Raw genomic sequence first — 17369 nt, 5'->3', positions numbered from 1 at the left:
CCTCATCACCCCACCCGTGGCGCGGCGTCAATAATGGGCGCATGATTCGTGCGTACGGCATTGCAGGCGTTCGGCGCGCGGAAGCCCGCGCGATGGAGGATTTGCCCGCCGGTGAGTTGATGCAGCGGGCGGCCCGAGGCCTGGCGGAGGTGGTCACCGCCCGCCTTGAGCACCGCCAATCCGCAGACTCACAGGAGTCGTCACGAGTGGTCGCGCTGGTGGGGGCAGGGGATAATGGCGGCGACGCCTTGTATGCGTGCGCCCATCTGGCCGCCGACGGATGCGAAGTCGGCATCGTGCAGGTGGCCGACCGCGTACACGAGAAAGCCAGAGCAGCGGCGGAGGGCGAGGGTGCCACTGTGCTGATGCCGGACGACGACGGTGTACTGGGCTGGCTGACCTCTGCCGGCGTCGTTCTCGACGGCGTCACGGGAATCGGTGGTCGTCCAGGCCTGTCGAGTTCCGTTGCGCGACTGCGAGATTGGCTACCCGACGACGCCTATGTCATTGCGGTCGACCTGCCGTCGGGAACGGACCCGGCCGGCGAGGAGTCAGGGGAGTGCCTGTATGCCGACGAGACCGTGACGTTCGGCATGGCCAAGCCGGTCCACCTGTTGCCCGCCGGAGAGCCTGCTACCGGCCTCCTGACGGTCGTCGACATTGGAGTGGAGGAGCCGACTCGACCCGTGGTGGAGCGGCTCACCCTTTCTGACCTGGCGCAGCGCTGGCCCGTCCCTGGGCCCTTTGATGACAAATATCGACGGGGCGTGCTCGGGGTTCTGGCAGGCAGCGAGCGATACCCCGGCGCGGCCGTGCTGACGGCGACCGCCGCGGTCTCCAGTGGCGTCGGCATGATGCGTTATGTCGGCCCCCCAACCCCGACCGGGCTGGTCCAGCACGCAGTTCCCGAGGCGGTGATGGGCGCTGGGCGAGTCCAAGCCCATGTCATCGGACCTGGAATCGCCGCCGACGATCGGACGTCGTCGGGGCGCGCCCAGCAGCGGGCGGTGCTCGCGGCGCTGACGGAGGACGTTCCTGCCGTGGTCGATGCCGGTGCGTTGGACCTCATCTCAGGAGTCCGGCGGGCGCCGACTCTGCTCACCCCGCACATCGGCGAGTTGGCTCGCCTCGCGAAACGCCTTCGGATTCGGGGTCTTCCGAGGGCCGGCGGTTCTAATGGCACCTGGGAGGACGTGGTACGCGCCCACCCCGTCGTGGTCGCACGGGCCGTTGCCGACAAGCTGGAGGCGACGGTCTTGGTCAAGGGCGCGGTCACCGTCGTTGTGCCGCCGACCGCCTCGGGACTTCCCATGCGCTCTCAGGCCGATGGCCCGCCATGGTTGGCGACGGCAGGCTCGGGCGATGTTCTCGCGGGCCTGGCCGGGACGCTCCTCGCGTGTGGTCTCAGCCCGCTTGATGCGGGATCGGTCGCTGCCGCGGTGCATGGGCTGGCCGGGCGCCGGGCGAATCCAGGTGGTCCGGTACGCGCCCTCGACGTGGCACACGAATTGGGGCGCACGATCGCCCACCTCCTGACAGAGGTGGACCTTCCAGCCGATCCGCAGCCGTAGGTGGAACACTGGTCTTCGATGAGCGTTCAACGACCCGCCTGGGTCACCGTTGACCTCGAGGCGATCAGTTCCAATGTGGCCCGGTTGAAGGACTGTGCCCCCGGCGCCCAGGTCATGGCGGTGGTGAAAGGCGATGCATACGGGCACGGACTCGTGCCGTCAGCTCGTGCTGCGCTGAAGGGTGGCGCTACCTGGCTTGGTATGGCCCAGATGGCAGAAGCACTCGCCCTGCGTGCCGCGGGAATCAGCGCTCCATTGTTGACTTGGCTGCATGTTCCAGGAACTGATTTTGACCCCGCGATCCGAGAAGGTATCGACCTTGGGATTCCCGCCGTTTGGGAGTTGGACGAGGTCGCCCGGGCCGCTCGACAGATCGGAATAACGGCCAGAGTTCACCTCAAGGCAGACACCGGGATGGGGCGAAATGGTGCGTACGGCGCCGATTGGGACGAACTGGTCACTGCGGCCGTGCGGGCCGAGGCCGAGGGCAGCATCCGCGTGGTCGGTCTGTTCACTCATCTGGCGTGCGCCGACGTGCCCGACCACCCGAGTTTGCCCGCCCAGGAACAGGTATTCACCGAGTGCGTACGCCGCGCTGAGGCTGCCGGTCTTAAGCCTGAAGTGCGCCACATGGCTAACTCAGCCGCAACCTTGACTCGCCCGAGCGCGGCCTGGGATCTCGTGCGTCCGGGGTTGTCCATCTACGGGCTATCGCCAGCTCCTGAGGTCGGCGACGCCGAGCACTTCGGGTTGCGCCCTGCCATGCGTGTCGAGGCGGATTTGACTGTGGTGAAACGGGTTCCGGCAGGTCAGGGTGTGAGTTACGGCCATACCTACGTGACGAACCAAGAGAGCACGCTGGTCGATGTGCCGATGGGCTACGCGGACGGGATCTTCCGGCATGCGTCCGGAACAGGCCCGGTGCAGATCGGCGGCCAGCGTTTTACGGTTGCCGGACGCGTGTGTATGGACCAGTTCGTCGTCGATGTCGGTGATCTTGAGGTCGCTGCCGGGGATCGGGTGGTGTTGTTTGGTTCTGGAGAGGGCGGTGAGCCCACCGCGCAGGACTGGGCCGACGCGGCAGGAACGATCTCCTATGAGATCGTGACGCGGATGAGCGGCCGACTTCCCAGGACCTATCTCGGCGAGGAGTGCGTGAGCTAATGGCAGGCGGCGTACTCGGCTGGGGCACAAGCGTTCTCGCGACAACAGCGGGTGCGGCAATCGGCGTTGCGGCCGATCGACTGTGGACTGACCGACAGGCCGCGGTGCGACTTGGCCGGGAAGATGATTTCCACGAGAGCGCCGACCAGGAGCTCGCCGTGATTGCCCGGGACGGTGTCCCCTTGCATGTCGAGATCGACGAGCCGCGTGGTGCTGCGCCGACCGTTGACCATGACCCGGCGCCGACCGTCATCTTGGTCCACGGGTTCGCGCTCACGCTGGAATCCTGGGTTTTTCAGCGGCGGGCACTGCGCGAGGCGGGCTACCGCGTGGTGCTGCTCGACCTGCGCGGCCACGGTCGATCTGAAGAAGGCGAGCCAGAGTCGTACACCGTGGGGCAGCTCGGCCGCGACCTTGCGGAGGTCATCGAACAGGTCGTCCCCACGGGACCGCTCGTGCTGATCGGTCACTCTATGGGCGGTATGACCCTGATGAGTTTTGCTGGACAATTTCCAAAAGTCATACGGGACAGGGTGATTGGTGTCGGTTTTGTGTCGACCAGCCCGGGCGACATGCACGATGTGCACTTCGGTCTGGGGCATCCGATCGGCGCGGTGCTGCACCGAGTCGGCCCGGGCGCAGTGGGGCGTCTAGCGGGGCGAGAGGCTGTCCTGGCGGTCTTGCTGAAGGCCGGTCGTGACGTGGAATCCCTGATGGTGCACCACTTCTCGTTCGGTTCGCACGTACCGATGTCGGTGGTGCGGTTCACCGGCCAGATGGTGTTCGGAACCAAGATTTCCGTGCTCAGCGCGTTCCTGGGGGACCTGAGCAAGCATGACCAGCACCTCTCCCTCGCAGCATTCGACGGCATCGAGACGTTGGTGCTGGTTGGTAGCGATGACAAAATCACGCCGGCCCGGCATTCGGAGAGCATCGTGGCGGCGATTCCGGGCGCCGAGCATGTTGTGGTCGATGACGCCGGGCATATGTTGCTCGTGGAATATCCCGACCTGGTCAATGACCAGCTGCTCGACCTCTTGGCACGCGCTCGACGGGCGATCAACCGTCCGCGCCGCCGGACCCGGGTACGCAAGACGGTGACTGATATGTCGGCCAAGCGACGAACGACCGTCGCGGTACGGTCACGTCGTCGAGGCAAGGCGACCTCGGCAAAGCCGAGCCGATGAGGGCGGTTGAGGTCCAGTGGCAGGCGGCTACCGCTGCTGCGACGCAACGCATCGCCACCGCTTTGGGCAGGCTGCTGCAGCCGGGAGATCTGTTGGTCCTCACCGGCGGCCTGGGCGCCGGCAAGACGACCTTCACTCAGGGCCTCGCGGTGGGACTTGGAGTGCGCGGGCCGATCACGTCGCCGACCTTTGTGGTCGCCCGGGAGCACCCCAGCGAGGTCGGCGGGCCACCGCTGGTGCACGTTGATGCCTACCGCCTGGGCGGCGCGGACGAACTGGACGATCTCGACTTGGACGCCGAACTCGGCTCGGCGGTGACCGTGGTGGAGTGGGGCGCCGGTCTTGCGGAGGCATTGAGTGAGGACTACCTGGAGATCCTCCTGGACCGAGATGACGGCGACGCGGAGTCGGTCGACCCAGGGGCCCCCGACGAGACCCCACGTACCGTGACCGCTCGCGGCCACGGGGTCCGCTGGGCAGCGGCCTGGCCTCAGGTCAGCGCACTCACGTAGCCTGCCGCCGTGCTGCTTGCTCTCGATACCGCCACGTCTGCCGTGACCGCTGCCGTCCATGACGGGGCCACCGTGCGTGCCGAGCGCAGTGTGCTGGACCACCGCAGGCATACCGAAACACTCGCGCCCATCATCAGAGACACGTTGGCAGCAGCCGGAATTGCCGCCGCTGACTTGTCGGCGATCGCCGTCGGTGTGGGGCCTGGCCCGTTCACCGGTCTGCGGGTCGGCATCGTGACCGCGCGAACGATGGGCCTGGCCTTGGGCATACCGGTGCATGGGGTGTGCAGCCTGGACGCGATCGCTGCCGAGGTCGCTGCGGGCGAGGCCGCCTCGCCAGCTGAGTTCCTGGTGGCAACAGATGCGCGTCGCAAGGAGGTCTACTGGGCTACCTATCGTGATGGTCGCCGGACCGACGGCCCGCACGTCGGGCGTGCTGCCGAGCTTGTTGAGGATGTGCGCGCGCTGCCCTGCGCCGGGCGGGGACCGGAGTTGTACTCGGACGCCTTGCCGCACGCCATCACTGTGCGTGACGTCAGCGCCGCCGCCCTCGCGGACTTCGCGCATACCGAGATCGTTGCTGGACGCGCACTCCTGGACACCGAGCCGCTCTACCTTCGTCGTCCCGACGCCAAGCCGAGGCCGAGTGGGCCATGAGTATGCGTCCCATGCGATGGACTGACATCGATGTCCTGGTCGGCCTGGATGTCGAGCTGTTCGGCGCCGATGCCTGGTCCGCAGCCACCTGGTGGGCCGAACTGCGTGAGCGTCCACGGCGGGACTACGCGGTCGTCCCCGACGGTGACGACCATCCGCTGGCGTACGCAGGACTGGACCTTGGCGGCGATGTCGCCGACATCATGACGATTGGGGTCAGCCCGCGGGCTCAGGGTCAGGGTCTCGGCGGTCAACTCCTGCGGTGGATGGTCGAGCGTGCCGTCGAAGACGGGGCCATCGCGTTGATTCTTGAGGTGCGCGAGTCAAACGAAGCGGCACGAACGCTGTACGAGCACAACGGGTTTGAGCGCATCAGTGTGCGCCGCGGCTACTACCAACCTGGAGGCGAGGACGCACTTGTCCTGCGCCGGTTGTTGCGATGAACTTACTAGGGGACGATCGAACCATGACTAACGAACCGCTCGTGCTGGGGATCGAGTCCTCCTGTGACGAAACGGGCGTCGCGTTCGTGCGCGGCACCACGCTGGTGGGGGATGCCCTGGCGAGCAGCGTCGATGAGCATGCGCGCTTTGGCGGGGTCGTCCCCGAAGTCGCGAGTCGGGCACACCTCGAGGCCATGGTTCCGATGATTCAACGTGCGTGTGATGAGGCGGGTCATCGTCTCGCTGACGTCGACGCGATCGCGGTGACCTCTGGGCCCGGGCTCGCAGGGGCTCTGATGGTGGGTGTCGCGGCAGCCAAGGGATTGGCGCTGAGCCTGGACAAGCCGCTCTATGGGGTCAATCACCTTGCGGCACATGTCTGCGCGGATGTGCTGGACCACGGGCCGTTGCCAGAACCGACAGTCGCGCTGCTGGTGTCCGGCGGGCATACCAACCTGCTGATCGCGCGTGACATCGCGACCGATGTTCAAGAACTCGGTGGAACGATCGATGACGCGGCAGGGGAGGCCTACGACAAAGTCGCCCGGGTGCTCGGCCTGCCCTACCCGGGCGGCCCCCACCTCGACAAGGCCGCGCGTCAGGGTGATCCTGCCGCGATCGCATTTCCCCGTGGGCTGACGGCCCGCCATGACATGGAGCGGCACCGCTACGACTACTCGTTCTCCGGCCTGAAGACCGCAGTGGTCCGATGGGTAGAGGCCCAACAGCGTTCAGGCGCAACAGTTCCCGTCGCCGATGTTGCGGCGAGCTTCAGCATGGCGGTAGCCGATGTGCTCACCAAGAAGGCGCTCCTGGCGTGCGAGGAGTACGGCATTGGCGACCTGCAGATCGGCGGCGGTGTGACGGCGAACAGCCAGCTCCGCGCACTGGCCGAGCAACGGTGCGCAGCGGCGGGCGTCAACCTCCGTGTGCCTCAACCGCGTCTATGCACCGACAACGGCGCGATGGTGGCCGCGCTCGGTGCGCAGATGGTCATGCGCGGGCTGCCCGCCTCGGACTTGGCCCTTCCGGCGGATTCCTCGATGCCGGTGACGATGCTGCAGGCAACGTAGGCGAGGCTTCTGGCGGCGGGTTGTTGGCACACTGGTGGGTTATTGACAGGCTGGTGCGATACATCACACCAATCTGTCAACAAGTCACAGTGGGTGAAGCAGGCCGATTCCACTGTGCAGATGCTTTTCCCAATTTGGGAGGGTGGATATTCATGCGATTTAGGGTGGACCGCGATCGGCGTCAGCGGAGTCGGTCAAGGTTCCGCGGTCGATGATAGTTCTGCGTTCACAGACGTGCTCAAGCGAATCGAACGTATCCGTTTAAAGAGTGTGGATCCTGAAGTCGCGCGAGTTGTGGAGAATGTTATTAATGTGGCCGCGTCTGTGAGGGTTAGGGGGTTAGCAGTGGGGGATGATTAGGGCTGGCGCGCCGCGCCGTCGTCGACGCACACGCTTGGCGGGTTGTTGGCAGACTGGCGGTTTGTTCACTCATTGGTGCGATACATCGCACCAATGAGTGAACAACCCACCAGTGGACAATGCCTCAGGATCCCAAGAGTGTGGCCGCGCAGTCCGTACTAGTCGCAGGTTGCCAGATGCCGGTCAACCTTAAGGGCCACCACCCGGCGTACGGCGGCATCGACCTTCTTGGCGAAGGCAGGGTCGTTGGCGACTTTGGTCTTTAGCGCGGCAAGCATGGGTTTCACTTCAGCCGCGTCACCGGTCAGGAGGATGTCGCCTCCTGCGGCGACGTATCGGGTGGCCCGTTCGGCGGGCGCGATCTTGCTGAGCGACTCTGCCGCCACATCGTCGGTGATGACCACACCGTCGAAAGCCAGGTCCTTCCGCAGCACACCCTCAATGATCGTTGGGGAGAAGACTGCCTGATTCTTCGGGTCAATCTTGGGATAAGAAGCCGTCGACATCATCACCATGTCAGTGCCCGCGGTCACACCAGCCTGAAATGGTTTGAGATAGGGATCGTTGCGGGTGGCTTCGGTGTCCTCGATGCCTTCGGTGGTGAAGTCGGTATTTCCGCGCAACCGGCCGATGCCAGGGAAGTGCTTCACCGTTGTCGCTACGCCGCCAGCATGGAGTCCGCGGATCAGGTCGGGTACGGCTGCAGCGACCAGCGCGGGGTCGTTGCCGTACTGGCGCTCGTATCGACCAATCGGCTCGTTCGCTTCGCCGAGCGCTGGCGGGACAGTGTCGGCCACGGGTGCCAGGTTGAGATTGACCCCGAGCTTGCTCAAAAGGGTCCCGATCTCTTTGCCGTAGGCCTGACGCTTGGTTGGCGATGCTTTGCCTTGTTGCAATGCGGACGGCAATCGGTCTGCGGCAGTGCGAATTTGCCAGATCTGACCGCCTTCTTGGTCCGCGGCAATGAAGAGGCGAAGGCCTCCGGTCGCGGCCTTGCCGACCTGTTGCTGGAGTTGGGCGGACGTGGAGCGCACGGTCTCGGCGCCTTCCCAGCCGCCGAGGTAGATCACATTGCCCACGTGCTCGTTGCGGATCAGTGAGGTCACCGTGGAGGTGGGTGTGCCCACCTGGAGGCCGACCATGAGCAACTGGCCGATTTCCTGTTCCGGTGTGAGCGAGTTCAGGATCTGAGTGACACACGAGGCAGGTGCTTTGCGGCTCGTGGAGGCGGATGTGCTGCCGCCCTTGGAGGCGGGTGTGCTGGGGTGCGTCGAGGCACTATCCGATCGCGACGGCGGGGGAGTTGGTCCTGCCTGATCGGAGCCTGAGCAAGCGCTGACGGTGAAACTGAGCCCGAGGACGGCGGCCAAGGTTCGGGGAGCACGCATGAATGCCACGGTATGCCATCCCGCCCGTCGCTGACATCGTCAAAGCTGGCGTACCAGGAGGGCGACCTGCACGCTGCCAACCCGGGTCAGGACGACGGTCGCTTCGAGGTCCCCAGACAGTCGAAGTTGGCGCCGCAATGCTTGGGGATCGATGCTGACGCCGCGTTTCTTGATCGTGAGAGTGCCCACCCCCCGGTCACGTAGCACCGCGCGAAGTCGCTTGGTGTTGAAGGGCATTGCCGCGGTGATGAGGTAGCGCTTTGCCCACGGCAGGCGGACGTCTTGGCGGCTCGCGACATAGCCGACCCCAGAAGCCAACTCGCGGCCTTCGGTGGCGTTAGTGAGTGCGCCAGTCAAACCGGCTCGGATCACCGCACGGTCCGGTTCGTAGAGATACATGCCTTGGCTCGGCATCGTGGCGAACTCGGTGGGCGCGCCCATGGCCATGTCCTCGGTCACCAACGCATCGGTCCGCGGACCGAGGACGTGCGCGCTGCGTCCGCTGGTCCGCGCCAACGGGCCCCACCACAGCGCGCATTCGACGACGTCACCGGCATACGACGTCCATGCTGCTTCCGCGGTGTGTGGCACCGCAGCATGGGGAAACGACGGCGACAACTTTGCGCCCACGACGGGGAGCCTGGCCGCCACCTCCCGGACGTGATCCCAGTCTGGTGACATCTGGTCGAGTCGGAAGACCCGACGAGTCCGACCACTGATGTCAGCCACTCCTGGCGTACGCCGTGCCGGGTCGAACCACACTCCGACCGTCAAAGCGTCCTTGCCGCTCGGCAAGCGAACGTCCTCGGCGCGCCGAAAATCCGCGGTTGCGCGCGGCCACCGGCGCAGGTTGGCCTCCGCGACAAGGGCCACGCCCTCATCGGCATCGACTGCCTGTACGCCCAACCCGGCCCGGGCAAAGGCCATCGCATCGGCGCCGATCCCGCACCCGAGGTCGTGCACGGCCGACACCCCGGCGGCAGCGAACCGGCGAGCATGATGGTCGGCAACCTCCCAGCGCGTGGCCTGCTCGAGGCCGTCCTGGGTCAACAACATGCGCGCGGCATCGGCCCCAAACTTGGCGACGGCGGCCTGACGAAGCCGGGCCTGCGTGAGAGCGGCCGCCACAAGCTCGGGTGCGAACCCGTCGGCCCGAAGGCGCTCGCCCAACGCCATGGCCGTTCGTTCGTCATAGGGCGGCAGCGACTGCAACAACCCACGTCCCTCACCGGAGGTGAGGCGATTCACCATCGCTGCGTCCATTGTCCTATCCGCAGTCGGGAGTTGAGTGGCAGAGCATGCCCGCCATCTTGACGCATTTGGCGGTATGGCTCCAACAGGAGAACAATCCCTCTCGGCGCTCAACCGGGCGGCCAAGGAGGTAGGCATGCGGGCACTGATGGCGACCCCTGCGCGCTATCTGGTGGTCGCGTATGCCCTCGCTGTGGCGATCGGCAGCATTCTCCTGGAGTTACCCATCGCGACCCAGGCGCCGGGAAGTGGGCCGGTTGTCGATGCCGTCTTCACCAGCGTGAGCGCTGTCTGCATCACCGGTCTGACCTCGGTGGACACCGGGACTCACTGGACGCCTTTTGGGCAGACCGTCATCCTCGGCCTGGTCCAAGTCGGTGGACTGGGCATCGTGACCCTGGCAACGCTCTTCACCGTTGCCCTGCGGGGGCGGCTGCGCATGTCAGACCAGAAGGCCGCCCAAGCCGACGCGCACGCCGACGAGCCCGGCCGGGTGCGACACCTCGTCGGCCGAATCGTCCGGCTGTACCTGCTCATCGAACTCGTCGTCATGGTGCTGCTGTTCATCAGGTTCCGGACGACCTATGAGCACGATGTCGCTGGAGCCCTGTGGCAAGCGTTCTTTCACGCGATATCTGGTGTGAACAACGCTGGATTCTCCACGCACTCGGACAACCTGATTCGTTATGTGTCCGACCTGTGGATCATCGGTGTGCTGTCCCTCGCGACGATCATCGGCGGCATCGGCTACCCAGTGATCTTCGAGTTGCGTAAGGCCTGGCGTACCCCCTCGCGGTGGACGCTGCACACCCGATTGACGTTATTCGGCACCGCCGGGTTGCTCGCTCTTGGCTTCGTGATGTTCCTGGCGTTGGAATGGGCCAATCCCGCGACGATCGGTGGCCACGGCTGGCACGAGAAGGTCGTGGCCGCCATCGGCGGAACGGCCTTCCCCCGAACAGCGGGGTTCAACGCCGTGGATTATGGGCTCGTGCGCCCCGAAACGCTGGTGGGGACTCAGGCGCTGATGTTCATCGGCGGTGGGAGCGCCGGCACGGCCGGCGGCATCAAGATCACGACCTTCCTGATCCTGGCCGCAGCGATGTGGGCCGAGATCCGCGGGGAGTCGGACGTGGTGATCGCGCATCGTTCGATCAACTCCAGCACCCTGCGACAGGCTTTGACGGTGGCACTTTCCGGAGTGGCCCTGGTGATGACTGGCGCGGTTATCCTCATGCTGAGTTCGGACCTGTCACTTGACCTGGCGTCCTTCGAGGCGACCTCGGCTTTTGCCACCGTCGGCCTTTCAGCCAATGTGACGCCTACCCTTGACCCGGTTGGAAAGGTCGTTCTCATGGTGCTGATGTTCGTTGGCCGGGTCGGGCCTATCACCTTTGCCACCTCGATGGCGATGAGATCCCGGTACCGTCATCGGCGCTATCAACTACCCCACGAACGGCCGATTATCGGATGAGTACCTATCGCCAGCGGCGGATATTGAGTAACCCCGCCCGCTTCGTGGTCGCTGCCTACCTCAGCGTGATCGGCACCGGGACCATCCTGCTGTGGCTGCCTGTAGCCGCCGAGCACGCGGGCAGTGCGCCGTTCCTCACCGCCTTGTTCACCGCGGTGTCGGCGACCTGTATTACCGGCCTCACCGTGGTGGATACCGGAAGTTATTGGTCGCCATTTGGCCACGTCGTGATCTTGGGTCTCGTGCAAGTCGGCGGCCTGGGAATTGTCACCTTGGGAACGTTCGCCGCGGTATTTGTTCGTGGCAGACTCGGGATGCGAGATCGCATGGCGGCCCAGCGTGATGCGCGCGCACTCAGCCTTGGCGACGTACGCCAACTGCTGGCCAAGATCGTCCGCTTCTTCCTGCTGCTGGAACTCGTCGTCGTGGTCCTCTTGGTCGCCAGGTTCCGCATCGCCTACTACGACCAGTGGGACGAGGCGTTGTGGCAAGGGATCTTCCACGGCGTCGCGGGAGCCAACTCCAGCGGTTTCTCGTTGTATCCCGACAGCGTGGTTCGTTTTGTCGGTGATATCGGCATCATTGGGCCTTTGTGCCTGGGCATCTTCGTCGGCGGCCTGGGGTATCCCGTGCTGTTCGAGTTGAAGAACAAGTGGCGCCGCCCGCGGTCATGGTCGGTCCACACTCGGATGACCCTGTGGGCCTCCATGGCCATGTTGTTCGGGGTGTTCTTTATCTTCCTGATCTTCGAATGGCGCAACCCGGCCACGATGGGCCCGCTGTCGGTCCATGACAAGATCATCGGCGGTCTTGCCGGGTCGGTGTTCCCGCGGACCGCGGGCTTCAACTCGGTGGACATCGGTTATCTCACCGATGAGACCGTGCTGACCTATTTGTTTGTCATGTTCATCGGTGGCGGCAGTGCAGGCACCGCGGGGGGAATCAAGCTCACGACGTTCCTGGTTTTGGGCTACGTCATGCTGGCGGAGATGCGTGGCGAGCGTGATGTGACGGTCGCCCACCGTCGCATCCCCATGGAGGTGCAGCGTCAGGCGATCACCATCGCGCTGGGCGGTGTGGGCTGTGTTGCGGCAGGCACGATCGCCCTGACGTTACTGACCGAGCAGACCCTACAACATGTGGTCTTCGAGGCCATGTCAGCCTTCGGCACCGTGGGCCAGTCGGCTGGAGTCACCAACGATCTGAACGGGCCCGGCCAGGTCGTCTTGATGATCCTGATGTTCATCGGCCGAGTCGGAACTATCACTGTCATCACGTCCCTGGCGATGAACCATCGCCATCGGCGCTACCGTCTGGCTGAGGAACGCCCCATCGTCGGGTGAGTCCCGGTCAAGAAGTCACAAGGAGAGCCATGCCGTTTCGCAAGTCACCGAGCGTTCATGACAAGACGGTGCTGGTCATCGGGCTTGGCCGGTTCGGTACCGCGACCGCGTCCAGCCTGGTCGACCAGGGGTGGGAGGTCGTTGCCGTCGATGAGAGCCCCGAGCTCGTCCAGAAGTACGCCGACGACTTCACGCATACGGCCGTCGTTGACTCCACCGACCCGGAGGCGCTGCAGCAGATCGGCGTTGGAGACATCACCCGGGCGATCGTCGCCATCGGCACCGACGTCGAGGCCAGCGTTCTGACCTTGGTCAACCTGGTTGACCTGGGCGTGCAGGACATCTGGGCCAAAGCGATCACGAAGCAACACGGCCGGATCCTGGAGCGCATCGGCGCGCGCCACGTGCTCTATCCCGAGTCAGCCATGGGCGAGCGCGTGGCCCACATGATCTCGGGCTTCCTGTCCGACTACATCGAGTTCGACGACGGCTTCGCCATTGCGCGGACTTCGGCCCCACGATTCGCGTGGGACAAGACGTTGGAGCAGGTCGGCCTGCGTCGCGAATACGGCGTCACCGTCGTGGGCGTGAAGAAGCAGCGTGAGGACTTCACCTACGCCAGGCCCGAGACGATGGTCGAGAAGGATCACGAGTTGGTGGTGTGCGGTCCCACCGAACTGGTAGAGAACTTCAGCGCCGAGGCTGCCCGCGGAAGGGCCTGAGGCACGTACGCTGCCCACAGTCCCTGCACCAGGAGGAACGTGTGCGAGAGATCGTCGTCTTCAGCGGTTCGGCCCATCCGAGCCTCGCGCGCAGTATCTGTACCCATCTCGGCGTCGAGCTCAGCGACGTCGACATCAAGAGATTCAGCAACGATTGCCTGCAGGCACAGTTGTTGGTCAACTGTCGGCAGCGGGATGTCTACATCGTGCAGCCGCTCGTCCCACCGACGCAGGAGCACCTCATGGAGTTGCTCCTCATGCTCGATGCGGCCAAAGGCGCCTCGGCTGCTCAGGTCACCGCCGTGATCCCGCACTACGCCTACGCGCGCTCAGACAAGAAGGACGCCTCCCGGATCTCGATCGGTGGCCGCCTCGTGGCCGACATGATCGCGACGGCGGGCGCCGATCGGATCATCACGATGGCGCTGCACGCCCCGCAGGTGCACGGCTTCTTCTCGATGCCGGTGGATCACCTCACCGCCATCGGAGAGATCGCCGAGCACTTTCGCCAGCGCGACCTGACTGACGCCGTGGTGGTGTCGCCCGACCTCGGCAACGCGAAGACCGCGACCCAGTTCGCGCGGCTCCTGGGGCTGCCGGTCGCAGCCGGGAGCAAGCAGCGCAAGGCCGATGATCAGGTCGTCATCGACGCGATCGTGGGTGACGTCGAAGGACGGCGCGCGATTGTGCTCGATGATGAGATCGCCACGGGCGGGTCCATCATCGAACTGATGGACCGGCTCAAAGACTTTGGTGCCACCGGCGCTGCCGTGGCCTGCACCCACGGACTGTTCTCAGGAAAGGCTGTCGAGAGACTGTCTTCGCACCCGATGATCTCCGAAGTGGTCAGCACCGACACAGTGCCAGCGCCGAACTGGCCCCAGTTGCAGGTGCGGTCGGTGGCACAACTCTTTGCTGAGGCAATCGCCCGCAGTCACCGGGGAGAGTCGGTGTCTAGCCTTTTCGACGGTGTTGACCCCGCGCATGCGCCGCCGGCGACGTTGCCGCTGGGTTAATCACCACCGAATAACCACGTGGGCAGCCCGTGACCTGGTTGGATACAGGCGATGAGTACAACGGATGTGGATTCTTCAAGCGGCCCGAAGTGGAAACTCGTGGGTCCTGGTCTCGTCGTCGCCGCAACGGGTGTCGGCGCGGCGGACCTGGTAGCGACGCTGATCGCCGGTCAAAAATACGGCTACGCGCTCCTGTGGACGGTGGTCATCGGGTGCCTGATGAAGGTCGTCCTGGTCGAAGGCGCTGGCCGCTATTCGCTGGCCACGGGCAAGACCATCTACGAAGGTTGGTCAACGCTCGGCGTCTGGACGCACATCTACTTCGTCCCCTACATCGTCATCTGGGGGTTCGTGTATGGCGGTGCGGCGCTCGCGGGCACGGGACTGCCGCTGAACGCACTGTTCCCATTCATTGACGTCAAAGTCGGCGGCATCCTCTGCGGGTTGATCGGGCTCGCGCTGGTCTGGGTTGGCAAGTACGGCTTGTTCGAAAAGATCTGCGCGGCGCTCGGCGGACTCATGTTTGTCACCATGGTCGCCGCCGCGATACGCACCGTGCCCAACCTGCCCGAACTCGCCAAAGGACTTGCTCCGACCATTCCCGACGGTGGCATGGTCAATGTCCTGAGCGTGGCCGGGGGTGTCGGGGGCACCATCACATTGGCGGCCTACGGCTACTGGATCCGTGAGAAAGGCTGGGTCAACGAAAAATCGATGCGGGTGATGCGCCTGGACAACCGCGTCGCGTACATCGTCACCGGGCTCTTTGTCGCGGCGACGCTGATCGTGGGTGCGGAGTTGCTGTATTCAGGCGGCGTCGCGGTGAAGACCAGCGATGAGGGCCTCCTCGATCTTGGCAACATTCTTGAAGACCGCTACGGCGTGTGGTTCGGCAAGTTGTTCTTGATCGGCTTTTTCTCGGCCGCCATGTCCTCACTGCTGGGCGTGTGGAACGGCGTCTCGCTCATGTTCGCCGACCTGGTCGGACACCTCACAAAACTCCCGAGCGACGATCCAGACCGGCTCGGTGGTGGCAAGTGGTACAAGGCGTACATCTTGTGGCTCACCTTCCCGCCGATCCTGTTGATCATGTTCGGCGAACCGGTGTGGCTGATCCTGGCGTACGGCGTGCTGGGCGCGGTGTTCATGCCGTTCCTCGCCGTGACTCTGCTCTGGATCCTCAACACCGATCGGGTCCCGCGCCAATGGCGCAACAAGTGGTGGTCGAACACCGCGATGGTCGCGTGCGCGGTGCTCTTCCTGTGGTTGGCGGTCATTCAGATCGACAAGGCCATCGGCTGACCTAGGCCGTGGTCATCTCCTCGTCCGTCAGAAGACGAGAGCGGATCAGGAACCGGACGCCGTAGGGCGCCTCCAGACTGAAGCCGGCCCCACGGCCCTTCACGACATCAATCGTCAGGTGCGTGTGCGACCAGTACTCGAACTGCGCCTTCGACATCCACACCGGCACCGCGCGGTCCAGGTCGACCTCGAGATCGCCGAGATGGATGTCTGCATCGCCGAGGATGAAGTCACCATCGGGGTAGCACATGGGTGCCGACCCGTCGCAACATCCGCCTGACTGGTGGAACATCACCGGCCCATTCGCCTCGGTGAGGCGGCGGATGAGCTCCGCCGCCTCACCGGTCACTGCGACTCGTGCCATTAGAAGAAGCCGAGCGCGTCTGGGCTGTAGGACACCAACAGGTTCTTGGTCTGCTGGTAGTGATCGAGCATCATCTTGTGGTTCTCGCGACCGATGCCGGATTGCTTGTAGCCACCAAACGCGGCGTGGGCGGGGTAGGCGTGGTAGTTGTTGGTCCACACTCGCCCGGCCTGAATCTCGCGCCCGGCGCGGAAGGCCTGCGAGGCGTCCCGGCTCCAGACTCCGGCACCCAGGCCGTACAGCGTGTCGTTGGCGATCTTCAACGCGTCGGCCTCGTCATCAAAGCTGGTGAGTGAGACCACCGGGCCGAAGATCTCCTCCTGGAAGATCCGCATCGAGTTGTCGCCCTCGAAGACCGTCGGCTGCACGTAGTAGCCCTCGGCCAGGTCGCCCTCAAGCACCAGGCGCTCACCACCGGTGAGCACCTTGGCCCCCTCCTCCTTGCCGATCTGCAGATAGCTGAGGATCTTCTCGAGCTGGTCGTTCGAGGCCTGGGCACCCATCATCGTGCTGTCGTCCAGCGGATTGCCCTGCTTGATGGCCTTGACCCGTTCAAGGGCGTCCGGAACGAACTGGTCGTAGATGTTGCGCTGCACGAGCGCGCGGCTCGGGCAGGTGCAGACCTCGCCCTGATTGAGCGCGAACATGGTGAAGCCTTCGAGCGTCTTGTCGTAGAAGGCATCTTTCTCCGCGGCGATCGAGTCGAAGAACACGTTGGGGCTCTTGCCACCGAGTTCGAGCGTGACCGGGATGATGTTCTGACTGGCGTACTGCATGATGAGTCGGCCGGTGGTGGTCTCGCCCGTGAACGCGATCTTGCCGATGCGCGGGCTCGAGGCCAGCGGCTTGCCGGCTTCGACGCCAAAGCCGTTCACGACGTTGAGGACGCCCGCCGGGAGCAGGTCGCCGATCAATTCCATCAACTTCAAGATCGACCACGGGGTCTGCTCGGCAGGCTTGAGGACGACCGCGTTGCCTGCCGCGAGTGCGGGGGCGAGCTTCCATACGGCCATCAGGATCGGGAAGTTCCAGGGGATGATCTGGCCGACCACGCCTAGCGGCTCGTGGAAGTGGTAGGCGTAGGTGTTCTCATCGATCTCGGAGATGCCGCCCTCCTGGCTGCGGATACAGCCAGCGAAATAGCGGAAGTGATCGACGGCCAAGGGGATGTCTGCGGCCAGCGTCTCGCGCACGGCCTTGCCGTTGTCCCAGGACTCGGCCACGGCGATCGCCTGGAGGTTGTCCTCAAGCCGCTGGGCGATCTTGTGCAAAATGTTGGAGCGCTCCGCCGGTGACGTCTTGCCCCAGGCCGGCGCGGCGGCGTGGGCTGCGTCAAGCGCTGCCTCAATGTCTTCGGCTGTGCCACGGGCGATCTCGGTGAAGGCCTTCCCGTTCACTGGCGAGATGTTCTCGAAGTAGCCGCCTTTGACCGGATCGACCCACTCCCCGCCGATGAAGTGTCCGTAGCGAGGTTCGACGGTGACCAACGAGTCGGCTTGGCCGGGCGGTGCGTAAACGGTCATGACTGCTCCCAAGGGGGTC

General features: G+C 64.7%; 16 protein-coding genes. 12 read left to right on the top strand and 4 right to left on the bottom strand.

Annotation, left to right across the window (positions count from 1 at the left end; all coding sequences use genetic code 11):
• Window positions 1-41 precede the first annotated feature (41 nt).
• Genes F562_RS0100665 through tsaD form a run of 7 tightly spaced genes read left to right on the top strand, consistent with a single transcriptional unit; the run spans window position 42 to window position 6607 of the window.
• Window positions 42-1571 carry a bifunctional ADP-dependent NAD(P)H-hydrate dehydratase/NAD(P)H-hydrate epimerase gene (locus tag F562_RS0100665; protein ID WP_018154987.1) on the top strand — a complete coding sequence of 510 codons (1530 nt, stop codon included), beginning with the start codon at window positions 42-44 and terminating at the stop codon, window positions 1569-1571.
• Window positions 1572-1589: 18 nt separating this feature from the next.
• Window positions 1590-2735 (top strand): alanine racemase, encoded by a 1146-nt coding sequence (alr, locus tag F562_RS0100660; RefSeq protein ID WP_040385084.1) that lies wholly within the window; start codon window positions 1590-1592, stop codon window positions 2733-2735.
• The gene (locus tag F562_RS0100655) at window positions 2735-3922 is read left to right on the top strand and encodes an alpha/beta fold hydrolase (protein WP_018154985.1); all 1188 of its coding nucleotides are present in this window, start codon (window positions 2735-2737) and stop codon (window positions 3920-3922) included. Before alr ends, F562_RS0100655 begins: the two co-directional genes overlap by 1 nt.
• Window positions 3919-4434: a tRNA (adenosine(37)-N6)-threonylcarbamoyltransferase complex ATPase subunit type 1 TsaE gene (gene tsaE / locus F562_RS0100650; RefSeq protein WP_018154984.1), complete on the top strand. Its 516-nt coding sequence runs from the start codon at window positions 3919-3921 to the stop codon at window positions 4432-4434. The genes F562_RS0100655 and tsaE overlap by 4 nt, the downstream gene beginning before the upstream one ends.
• Before the next feature lie 9 nt (window positions 4435-4443).
• Window positions 4444-5091 carry a tRNA (adenosine(37)-N6)-threonylcarbamoyltransferase complex dimerization subunit type 1 TsaB gene (tsaB, locus tag F562_RS0100645; RefSeq protein WP_018154983.1) on the top strand — a complete coding sequence of 216 codons (648 nt, stop codon included), beginning with the start codon at window positions 4444-4446 and terminating at the stop codon, window positions 5089-5091.
• Window positions 5088-5534 carry a ribosomal protein S18-alanine N-acetyltransferase gene (gene rimI, locus F562_RS0100640; protein WP_156822448.1) on the top strand — a complete coding sequence of 149 codons (447 nt, stop codon included), beginning with the start codon at window positions 5088-5090 and terminating at the stop codon, window positions 5532-5534. Before tsaB ends, rimI begins: the two co-directional genes overlap by 4 nt.
• A gap of 23 nt (window positions 5535-5557) precedes the next feature.
• Window positions 5558-6607, top strand: a complete 1050-nt coding sequence (gene tsaD, locus F562_RS0100635; RefSeq protein ID WP_026180884.1) for a tRNA (adenosine(37)-N6)-threonylcarbamoyltransferase complex transferase subunit TsaD — start codon at window positions 5558-5560, stop codon at window positions 6605-6607.
• A 518-nt stretch (window positions 6608-7125) separates the two neighbouring features.
• Here the strand turns inward: tsaD and F562_RS17555 are convergent.
• The gene (locus tag F562_RS17555; protein ID WP_083915415.1) at window positions 7126-8355 is read right to left on the bottom strand and encodes a glycoside hydrolase family 3 N-terminal domain-containing protein; all 1230 of its coding nucleotides are present in this window, start codon (window positions 8353-8355) and stop codon (window positions 7126-7128) included.
• 39 nt (window positions 8356-8394) lie between these two features.
• On the bottom strand, window positions 8395-9606 hold the full coding sequence (locus F562_RS0100625; protein WP_245553590.1) for a class I SAM-dependent methyltransferase: 1212 nt from the start codon (window positions 9604-9606) through the stop codon (window positions 8395-8397).
• 136 nt (window positions 9607-9742) lie between these two features.
• Between F562_RS0100625 and F562_RS0100620 the strand changes: the two genes are divergently transcribed.
• From F562_RS0100620 to F562_RS0100600, 5 genes are read left to right on the top strand one after another with little or no spacing between them, the layout of a single operon-like run.
• Complete coding sequence (locus F562_RS0100620; protein WP_018154978.1) at window positions 9743-11080, top strand: TrkH family potassium uptake protein; 1338 nt, start codon at window positions 9743-9745, stop codon at window positions 11078-11080.
• Window positions 11077-12423 (top strand): TrkH family potassium uptake protein, encoded by a 1347-nt coding sequence (locus F562_RS0100615; protein ID WP_040385040.1) that lies wholly within the window; start codon window positions 11077-11079, stop codon window positions 12421-12423. Before F562_RS0100620 ends, F562_RS0100615 begins: the two co-directional genes overlap by 4 nt.
• A gap of 29 nt (window positions 12424-12452) precedes the next feature.
• The gene (locus F562_RS0100610) at window positions 12453-13145 is read left to right on the top strand and encodes a potassium channel family protein (RefSeq protein ID WP_018154976.1); all 693 of its coding nucleotides are present in this window, start codon (window positions 12453-12455) and stop codon (window positions 13143-13145) included.
• A 41-nt stretch (window positions 13146-13186) separates the two neighbouring features.
• The gene (locus F562_RS0100605; RefSeq protein ID WP_018154975.1) at window positions 13187-14161 is read left to right on the top strand and encodes a ribose-phosphate diphosphokinase; all 975 of its coding nucleotides are present in this window, start codon (window positions 13187-13189) and stop codon (window positions 14159-14161) included.
• A 51-nt stretch (window positions 14162-14212) separates the two neighbouring features.
• Window positions 14213-15463 (top strand): Nramp family divalent metal transporter, encoded by a 1251-nt coding sequence (locus F562_RS0100600; RefSeq protein WP_026180881.1) that lies wholly within the window; start codon window positions 14213-14215, stop codon window positions 15461-15463.
• A 1-nt stretch (window position 15464) separates the two neighbouring features.
• Here the strand turns inward: F562_RS0100600 and F562_RS0100595 are convergent, their stop codons facing one another.
• Both F562_RS0100595 and exaC read right to left on the bottom strand, forming a co-directional pair.
• Window positions 15465-15827: a DUF779 domain-containing protein gene (locus F562_RS0100595; RefSeq protein ID WP_018154973.1), complete on the bottom strand. Its 363-nt coding sequence runs from the start codon at window positions 15825-15827 to the stop codon at window positions 15465-15467.
• Window positions 15827-17350, bottom strand: a complete 1524-nt coding sequence (exaC, locus tag F562_RS0100590; RefSeq protein ID WP_018154972.1) for an acetaldehyde dehydrogenase ExaC — start codon at window positions 17348-17350, stop codon at window positions 15827-15829. The genes F562_RS0100595 and exaC overlap by 1 nt, the downstream gene beginning before the upstream one ends.
• Window positions 17351-17369 lie beyond the last annotated feature (19 nt).

It is taken from the genome of Demetria terragena DSM 11295 (assembly GCF_000376825.1).
In the GTDB taxonomy this organism is placed as follows: Bacteria; Actinomycetota; Actinomycetes; order Actinomycetales; family Dermatophilaceae; genus Demetria; species Demetria terragena.
Note: the sequence above shows the minus strand (reverse complement) of the source record. Positions and strands in the feature narration are given on the sequence as shown.